At 66.5% G+C, this 8,803-nt stretch carries 7 protein-coding genes and 3 pseudogenes; 7 read left to right on the forward strand and 3 right to left on the reverse strand.

Annotated features, from left to right (window positions below):
- Positions 1–199 (forward strand): annotated as a pseudogene (locus QOC69_RS28755) (NmrA family transcriptional regulator); the annotation flags it as partial.
- A 90-nt stretch (positions 200–289) separates the two neighbouring features.
- On the opposite strand, the gene QOC69_RS28760 reads toward QOC69_RS28755, so the two are convergent.
- Entirely contained in the window at positions 290–1,279 is a 990-nt protein-coding gene (locus QOC69_RS28760) for an LLM class F420-dependent oxidoreductase (protein WP_526445929.1), read from the reverse strand.
- Positions 1,280–1,435: 156 nt separating this feature from the next.
- Between QOC69_RS28760 and QOC69_RS28765 the strand changes: the two genes are divergently transcribed.
- From QOC69_RS28765 to QOC69_RS28785, 5 genes and pseudogenes are all read left to right on the forward strand, one after another.
- The gene (locus tag QOC69_RS28765) at positions 1,436–1,942 is read left to right on the forward strand and encodes a DUF2505 family protein (protein WP_526445930.1); all 507 of its coding nucleotides are present in this window, start codon (positions 1,436–1,438) and stop codon (positions 1,940–1,942) included.
- A 119-nt stretch (positions 1,943–2,061) separates the two neighbouring features.
- Positions 2,062–3,414, forward strand: coding sequence for a cytosine permease (locus tag QOC69_RS28770; protein ID WP_526445931.1), 1,353 nt, complete (start codon positions 2,062–2,064; stop codon positions 3,412–3,414).
- A gap of 14 nt (positions 3,415–3,428) precedes the next feature.
- Positions 3,429–4,094 (forward strand): annotated as a pseudogene (gene biuH / locus QOC69_RS28775) (biuret amidohydrolase); the annotation flags it as partial.
- 71 nt (positions 4,095–4,165) lie between these two features.
- Positions 4,166–4,591: a pyridoxamine 5'-phosphate oxidase family protein gene (locus tag QOC69_RS28780; protein ID WP_526445932.1), complete on the forward strand. Its 426-nt coding sequence runs from the start codon at positions 4,166–4,168 to the stop codon at positions 4,589–4,591.
- Between the two features lie 4 nt (positions 4,592–4,595).
- Positions 4,596–5,180, forward strand: a complete 585-nt coding sequence (locus tag QOC69_RS28785) for a class I SAM-dependent methyltransferase (RefSeq protein WP_526445933.1) — start codon at positions 4,596–4,598, stop codon at positions 5,178–5,180.
- A gap of 8 nt (positions 5,181–5,188) precedes the next feature.
- Here the strand turns inward: QOC69_RS28785 and QOC69_RS28790 are convergent.
- Positions 5,189–5,323: pseudogene (locus tag QOC69_RS28790) on the reverse strand (TetR/AcrR family transcriptional regulator); the annotation flags it as partial.
- A gap of 230 nt (positions 5,324–5,553) precedes the next feature.
- Here QOC69_RS28790 and QOC69_RS28795 point away from each other — a divergent pair.
- On the forward strand, positions 5,554–7,266 hold the full coding sequence (locus QOC69_RS28795; RefSeq protein WP_526445934.1) for an alpha/beta fold hydrolase: 1,713 nt from the start codon (positions 5,554–5,556) through the stop codon (positions 7,264–7,266).
- Positions 7,267–7,312: 46 nt separating this feature from the next.
- Here QOC69_RS28795 and QOC69_RS28800 read toward each other — a convergent pair.
- The coding region (locus QOC69_RS28800) for a 3-hydroxyacyl-CoA dehydrogenase family protein (RefSeq protein ID WP_526445935.1) at positions 7,313–8,803 on the reverse strand (1,491 nt) is incomplete at its 5' end.

An 8,803-nucleotide genomic window follows, 5' to 3' on the forward strand; every position in this document is an offset into this window, starting at 1 on the left:
CGTGGCGATGCTGAAGGAATACGGGCTGCCGGACGACTTCATCTGGCTGCTGAACCACCTATTCACCGTGGTGCTCGGCAGCAAGGCGCAGTTGGCCGACGGTGTCCAGCGCGCGCTGGGACGGGAACCACGGGACTTCGCCGACTACGCGCGCGCAGCCGCGGCGACGGGCGTGTGGACGACCCCACTCGAGGCCTGAGCCTCCGTCTTTACGTGCTCGTCAGCGCAAGAGCGGGTCTCGGCCGCGCCCCCGCCACGAACGGCGAGCAAGACTGGTCGACAAATCGGCCTAGCTGAGGGCCGGGATGACCTCGCGTACGAATTGCTCGATGCCCGATCGGTCGTAGGCCGCCTCGGGGAAGTTCAGGATCGCGTACTCACAGCCCAGATCGCGCATGCGACTCAGCCGTTCGACGATCTGCTCCGATGTGCCGCTGGCCGAGTCGGGCGAGGTGATGGTCGACAGCATGCCCTCGACCGCCTCCGGGTTCGCCTTGTCGATCTGCCGGGCGCGGAGCCGTTCAACGCGGTCCTTCACCTCGGCATCGGATGATCCGACCACGGCGTTGAAGTTTGCCGACCGCACGATTGCGCCGTAGTCGGTCCCCACGTCGCGGCAGTGCCCTTCCAACACCTCCGACTTGTGCCGGAAGCCTTCGGGCTCGGAGGTGAAGTTGGTGTACTGCGCGTATTTGGCAGCGATGCGCAGCGTCACCTTCTCGCCGCCGCCGGCAATCCACAGCGGGATGCCGTTCGCCTGCAACGGTTTCGGCGCCACGATCGCGCCGTCGACCTGGTAGTGCTTGCCGTCGAAGCTGACCCTGCCGTCGCGCCACGCGTCGCGCATGATCTGCACCCCCTCGTCGAGGCGGGCAAGTCGCACCCCGGCGGACGGGAAGCCGTAGCCGTAGGCGCGCCATTCGTGCTCGTACCAGCCCCCACCGATGCCCATCTGAACGCGACCGCCCGAGATGATGTCGACGGTGGCGGCCACCTTGGCCAGGTAGACCGGGTTTCGGTAGCTCATCGCCGTGCACATCTGGCCGAGCTTGATCCGCGACGTCGTCGCCGCATAGGCCGCCATCAGCGACCACGCCTCGTGGGTGGCCTCGCCGGTCGGCACCGGCACGGTGTGGAAGTGGTCGTAGACCCAGAGCGAGTCCCACGCCCCGCCGTCGGCGTAGGCCGCGAGATCGCGCATCACCCCCCACTGACTTGCGGTGGGGATGTCCACCAGATCCAATCGCCAACCCTGCGGGATGAATAGTCCGAAGCGCACGGTGCCCAACTCTAAAGCGCAGGACCACCGTAGTCGACGGCGCAGCCCAAACGGGTCGTCACCCCGGCGCCGAGTCGGGCGGAGGGCGACTGCGGAACCGGGATGGCCATCGGCCGGTTGGCTGGCCTGCCCCGAGCGGAGGTAGCGTGCCGTGCTGTGCCGCGATCATTTGCCGTGTCGGCCGAATCCCCTGGCACCGTCGATCAGGCCCACAGGGCTTTCGGAAACGAGAACTACTGGCGGGCAAGGCTCGCCGCGTTCGACACGGGGACGCCGACGCTGGACTCGTTGACCACCGACGCGGATGGCACCACGACCGCAGCGATGACACTAAGCTTCGGCAGCGACCAGCTGCCCGCACCGCTGAACCGCTTGCACGCCGGCGTGCTGCACGCACTTCACCGCGAGCGGTGGTATGCGCCCGACGACGGCAAGGTGCGCGGAGAGATCACCGTCGAGGCACTCGGCCTGCCGTTGTTCGGCGAAGGCGCGGTATGGCTGACACCGACTCCCAATGGTTCGCGGTTCGAGTGCACCGGGACCGTGCGAGTCAATGTTCCGTTGATCGGCGGCACGATTGCGCGACTCATCGCCGAACCGCTCGCCGGCGGGATCCTCGACATCCACGTGTTCACCAGCGCGTGGGTGGCCGAGAACGGCTGACCGTCGTGCCGTTTACACGATATTCACGAGGGCAAACCGACGGGTAACACGTATACCGCATCGTATACAACCGTGATGCCGGTCGGCGTCCGCGATCTCTCGACGAAGGAACCCCAGCCGTGGCCACTTCTTCCACCACGTCCTCGCCACCCACGACTCACCCGGAGTCGGCCCTCGGCGAGGAGTACGAGCACGAACCCGTTCCACTGTCGGCCCGCAAGTCACTGTTCTCGGTGTCCGCGGTGTGGGTGGGCTTCCCGATGATCATGACGTCCGCGGTGTTCGCGGGCATCATCGTCTACAACCTCGGCTTCACCACCGGGCTGCTCGCCATCCTCCTCGGCAATGCCGTGCTGATGGTCTACGTCGGGACGCTGAGCTACATCGCGGGCCGGTCGGGCAAGAACTTCGCCTTGACCGCGGCGGACACGTTCGGCGGCAAGGGGTTCCGCGTCGTGTCGGCGTTCCTGTCCACGTTGGTGATCGGTTGGTTCGCCTTCCAGACCGGCATGGTCGGTACCACGCTGAACATCTCGATGGGATGGAGCGTCGGGTGGATCACGCTGCTCGCCGGCGTGCTGTTCGTGGCGTTGACCTTCATCGGCATCCGGGCGATCTCGTGGATCGGCGTCGTGGCGTCGATCATGTTCGTGCCGCTGGGCGTCGTCGCCGTCGTCATCGCGGCACGCGAAGGCGGGATCGGCTCAGCGATGACATATCAGGGCGGCGCAGGAGCGAGTGCCATCAGCTTCGGCGTCGCGGTGACCATGGTGATCGCATGCTTCGCCGACTCGGGCACCATGACCGCTGACTTCACCCGCTGGGCGAAGGACGGCAAACAAGGTGCGCTGGCAGCGTTCGCGGCCTTCCCCATCGCCTACTTCATCGCCCAACTGGTCGGTGCCTTCGTCGTCGCCCTCGGCGCCTCGGCCGAACCGCAGAAGACCGGCGGCGACTTCCTGCACGTCCTGGTCAACAACGGCGGGGTGCTGCTGCCCCTGGGCGTGCTCTTCGTGTTCGTCAACCTTGGCAGCGTCTGTGCCCACTGCCTCTACAACGGCGCCGTCGGCTTCGGCCACATCACCGGCAGGACCATGCGCCAGCTGACCATCGTGCTCGGCATCATCGGAACCATCGCCGCCGTCGCAGGCATCTGGTCCTACTTCGAGGCCTGGCTGAACATCCTCGGTGTGCTCGTCCCGCCGATCGGCGTCATCCTCATCCTGGATCAGCTGGTCTTCGCCAATCGGCGCGCACCGGCCGCGGCCCTGTACTGGAAGCCATTCGCGGCCTGGGCAATCGGCGCCGGAGTCGCTCTGCTGACCCATTTCGAGGCGCCGCAGTTGTCCGACGCCGTCGTCGCGATGGTCATCGGCGGGCTCGCATTCGTCGCCCTGACCTACCTACCCACCGCCTCCGCCGCGGCGACCGTCGCGTCGCCGGAGCCCGCCCTGAGCGGAGAGTCCTCGTGAGCATCCATCCACCGATCACCGTCGACGCCAACCCCTACGCGTGGCCCTACGACGGCGACATTCCCGTCGGCAGGACGGCGCTGATCAACATCGACTGGCAGGTCGACTTCTGCGGCGAGGGCGGCTACGTCGACACGATGGGCTACGACCTGTCGCTGACGCGGACGCCGCTCGGACCCGCGCAGAAGGTGCTGCACGCCGCACGTCAGATCGGCCTGTTCATCCTGCACACCCGGGAAGGCCACCGACCCGACCTGTCCGACCTGCCCGCCAACAAGCGCTGGCGGTCGGCCCAGATCGGCGCCGAGATCGGGTCCCGCGGCCCGCGCGGCAGAATCCTGACCAAGGGCGAGCCGGGTTGGGAGATCGTCGACGAGATGGCGCCGCTGCCGGGTGAGCCCATCATCGACAAGCCCGGCAAGGGCAGTTTCTACGCCACCGATCTCGACCTGATCCTGCAGAGCAACGGCATCACGCACATCGTCTTCACCGGGATCACGACCGACGTGTGCGTGCACACCACGATGCGCGACGCGAACGACCGGGGCTACGAATGCCTGGTGCTGTCCGATTGCACCGGCGCCACCGACTACGCCAATCACGTTGCGGCACTGAACATGGTGACCATGCAGGGTGGCGTGTTCGGTGCACACGCCACCAGCGCGGCTCTCCTGGAGGCGTTCGACGCGATCCGTGGCCGGTCAGCCTCCACACCGGAACCGGTGTCGGCAGACGAGGTTAGCCTGGGTCCATGGCCCTATCAAAAGAAGAGCGCGAACAGTTTCTAGCCGAGCCGCACATCGCGGCGCTGGCGGTGAACGCCGGCGACAAGCGGGGACCGCTGACGGTGCCGATCTGGTACCAGTACACCCCGGGCGGTGAGCCGTGGGTGATCACGGGAACCGGTTCCCGCAAGCACCGGCTCATCGAGGCGACGGGGGAGTTCTCGCTGATGGTCGACCGCGTCGAACCAACCGTGCGCTACGTCGCGGTCGACGGGGTAGTCAGCCGTATCGAGCCCGGCACCGATGATCAACTCGTCGAGCTGACCAAGCGCTATCTGCCGCCAGAGAAGGTCGACCCCTACCTCGAGTTCGCCCGCCGCGAGCACGGCGACAGCGTGGCCATCTTCCTGAAACCGCAGCACTGGCTGTCCGCGGACCTGGGTTCCCTATAAGCGCATGTCGTCGCGACGGCGGCTGTTCCAGGTGCTCTACCGACTGGGCTTCACACCCTGGGACGGGCACCCGATGTCGACCACGCTGGCCACCCTCGTCGAGGGCGACGGCGCGGGTGCGGCGGGCACCGCACTCGACATCGGGTGCGGCACCGGTGACAACGCCATCTACCTGGCCAAGCACGGCTGGCGAGTCACCGGCGTCGACTACGTGGCCAAACCGCTGGAGGCAGCGCGCACCAAGGCCAGGGCGGCAGGCGTCACCGTCGACTTCCGGCAGGCCGACGCGACCCAACTGGAATCAGCCGGAGTCGGTGCGGATTTCACGCTGATCGTCGACAACGGGTGCCTGCACGGCATGTCCGCAGAAGACCGGGACGGCTACGTCCGGGGCGTCGGGTCCGTCATCGCCCCCGGCGGCCGGCTCCTGATCATCGCGTTCACGCCGGGTGGTTCGTTCGGAGTGCCGGGGATCTCGCCGGACGAGGTGATGCGCCGCTTCACCGACGGCTGGACCGCGATCTCGTCGGGACCCGAATCGGAGCTCTCCAAGACCGCGCAGCACTACCTGTTCCAGCGCGACGCCTGACCTGGCGGCTACCGGCCCAGCGCCGCAAGCGCCCCGGTCACCGTCGCGGCGCGAAGATCCTCGTAGGGCGTATCGGGGAACTGAAGGCAGCAGTCCTGAAGTCCCCAGAATGCGATCACCCCACGGGTGGATTGCGCCGATGTCTCTGACCAGCGCCGTCACCAATCTCAACGACAAGGGCATCCGCCTCTACGACACGATGCGGGCACCGGATTACCCGGTGCCGATCGCTTGACGACGCAGCCCTGACTGCAATCTCGCGCTATTCCGTTGCGTCGCTTGTGGAATCGGTCGTTTCCCGAAGAGTGCCGAAACTGGAACCACCCGGCCATTCGCTGGCTAGAGTGCATGCCAACTGGGGAGAGGTGTGCAATTGTCCGCGAATCGCATGTGGCTGCTGAATACCGGCCGGTCGTCCTATCACTGGTGGTTGCGATTGGTGGTTGCCGCCTTCTTGCTGTCAACCTGGGTGGCGGTCGGGCTGGCCAGCGGTATCGCCCATGCCGACGACCCGGCACCGTCAAGTGGCAGTTCGAGCTCGCAGAGCTCGGAAGACGCGCCGAAAGCCGCGAAGGCCGACCCGCCGAAAAGCTCCACGCCTGCCGACGCGCCGGACACCGGTCCCAACGAAAAGCCCGCCACTGGAAACCCCGATCGCGCTACTGATCGCGACACGACGGCCGATACCTCCAAAGAACCGTCGCCCCCCAAGGCGGACTCCAGCACGGAGGACCCAGACGAACCGGTAGCAGCCGCAGACGCCGGCGACCTGCAGGCGCCGGATGCGCGCCGTAGTCCACACCGACCCAGCTCGACCAGCGCATCGACCAGCGCATCGGCAAAGCCGGCGAAGCCAGTCTCCGGCGATCCGCAGCCCGCGGCGATCAGCGCGACGAGTAATCGCAGCATCGCTGCGCCCACCCAACAACCTTCATCGCAAGTGGCCAGCCAACAGGCGCCGGTCGCGATTGTCGCGACGGCCGCTCCCTCGGTGTCGAACAGTCAACCCCCCGCGGGCGCGTTCCGCCTGCCGGACCCCCGGCAGGTGATCGGGCTGGTAACCGACGTCGGGACAGTCGCGATGTCAGCGGTGTACACCGTCGCCGACACGGTCGCCCAGGCGTTCGGACCGCACAGCTTCTTCGGCGTGCCCTACGCACTGGCCACCGCGGTGGCGAATTCGGCCGCGGCAGTGAGCAGAACACTGATCGGGGCGCCCGATTTCGCAGGCACAGGACCGTTCCAGGTCAACTACGGGATCATCAACGGCCTGAGTTTCCTCAACCCGCAGCAGCCGCCGCCCGGCGCGAACGACGACTCGATCAACGTCACCGCCCAGCATCCGCTGCCGATCATTCTGGTCAATGGAACGATTGCCACTCAGGGGGAGAACTGGGGAGTTGGAGCGCCGGTCCTCGCCAATGCCGGGTACAAGGTCTACACGTTCAACTACGGCAACATCACGCAGAATCCCAATTTCCCGATCCAGGCCACGGACGACATCAGGCAGTCCGGCCTTCAACTCGCCGCCGAGGTGGAGAGGGTTCTCCTCGAAACGGGCGCACCCAAGGTGATCCTCATCGGCCATTCGCAGGGGGGCGGGATCCTGCCTGCGTACTACATCAACAATCTGGACGGCGCCGACAAGGTGTCGCAGCTGATCGGTATCGCCCCGAGCAATCACGGCACCGATCTCGATGGCCTGATCGGCCTGCGCAACCTACCGATCCTGGGACCGCTGGCCCTCGCCATTGCGAACTCGTTTGGTCAGGCGTTGGAACAGCAGTCGTTGGGTTCCGAATTCCAGCAGGAGGTGTACGGCAACGGCGACACCCGCCCAGGTGTCCTGTACACCACGATCGCCTCGACGCACGACGAGATCGTCACGCCGTACACCCAGCAGGCGCTCGACGGACCCAACGTGACCAACATCGTCCTACAGGATCTGTATCCGGGCCTGCCGGTCGGCCACGCCGGCGTCATCTTGAGCCCACAGGTGTGGTCCCTCGTTCTGGACGCCCTCGCGAGCAACCCGCAGGCCAATCCCCTCGCTGATCCGCTGCAGAGCGTGGACCTGGCCGCATAACAAGGCTCCCGCGACGCCGTTGTCGCGGGAGCTCTGCGTACTACTGCTAGCTGCTGAGCGAGTCCGGCGGGGTGAAGCGGTCACCGTACTTGGCGGCGAGTTCGCGCGCCCGGGCCACGAAACCTGCCGTGCCGCCAGGGTATCCGACGATGTACTGCGCCGAACCACCCGTCCACGGCGGGAAGCCTATGCCCATGATCGAGCCGATGTTGGCGTGGGCGGTGGTCGTCAGCACACCCTCATCGAGGCATTTCTGGGTCTCCAGCGCCTCGGCGAACAGCATGCGGTCGATCATGTCCTGCAGCGGCGGCTGCGAGGAGCCCGACTTGAACGTCTCGCGCAGACCCGGCCACAGCCGCGTGCGCTTGCCGTCGACGTACTCGTAGAAACCCGCACCCTTCAGCCGCGACGGGCGTTCGAGCTCGATCATCTTCTCGACGACCGCCTCGGCAGGATGCGCCTCGTAGGTGCCGCCATCGTCCTCGACTCCCTTGCGGGAGGCGACGGCGATCTTGTGCATGAGCTCGAGGTTGAGCTCGTCGGACAGCTGCAGCGGCGGCGCCGGGTAGCCGGCCTGGCTGCCCGCGTGCTCGATGCTGGCCGGCTCGACGCCCTCGCCCAGCATGGCGAGCGCCTCGTTGACGAAGGTGCCGATGACGCGGCTGGTGAAGAAGCCGCGGCTGTCGTTGACCACGATCGGGGTCTTGCCGATGGCGAGCGTGTAGTCGAACACCCTGGCCAGCGCCTCGTCGGAGGTCTTCTCACCCCGGATGATCTCCACGAGGGGCATCTTGTCGACGGGCGAGAAGAAGTGAATCCCGATGAAGTCCTCCTGCCGCTTCACGCCGGTGGCCAGACCGGTGATCGGCAGCGTCGAGGTGTTCGATCCGAGCAGCGCGTTGGGCTCGACGACGTCTTCGATCTCCTGGAACACCTTGTGCTTCAGGTCGACCGATTCGAAGACGGCCTCGATGACGAAGTCGACGCCCGCGAAGTCGGCGGCGTCGGCCGTCGGGGTGATCCTGGCGAGCAGCGCCTTGGACTTCTCCTCAGTCGTCTTGCCCCGCTCGAGTGCCTTGGCCTCCAACTTCTCGGAGTAGCCCTTGCCCTTCTCGGCGGCCTCGATGGCGACGTCCTTGAGCACCACGCCGAAACCGGCCTTGGCCGAGACGTAGGCGATGCCGGCGCCCATCATGCCCGCACCGAGCACGCCGATCTTCTTGATCGGAACCTTGCCGATGCCCTCGGGCCTGCTGCCGCCGCCGTTGATGGCCTGCAGGTCGAAGAAGAACGCCTGGATCATGTTCTTGGCGACCTGGCCGGTGACCAGCTCGGTGAAGTAGCGGCTCTCGATGCGGGTCGCGGTGTCGAAGTCGACCTGCGCACCTTCGACGGCGGCGGCCAGGATCGCCCTGGGCGCAGGCATGTTCGCACCCTTGAGCTGCTTGCGCAGCAGCGCAGGGAACGACGGCAGGATGGCCGCCAGCGCCGGGGAGGACGGGGTGCCGCCCGGCATCTTGTAACCCTTTTTGTCCCA

Origin of the sequence: Mycobacterium sp., from assembly GCF_032162105.1 — a bacterium.
Taxonomy (GTDB): Bacteria; Actinomycetota; Actinomycetes; order Mycobacteriales; family Mycobacteriaceae; genus Mycobacterium.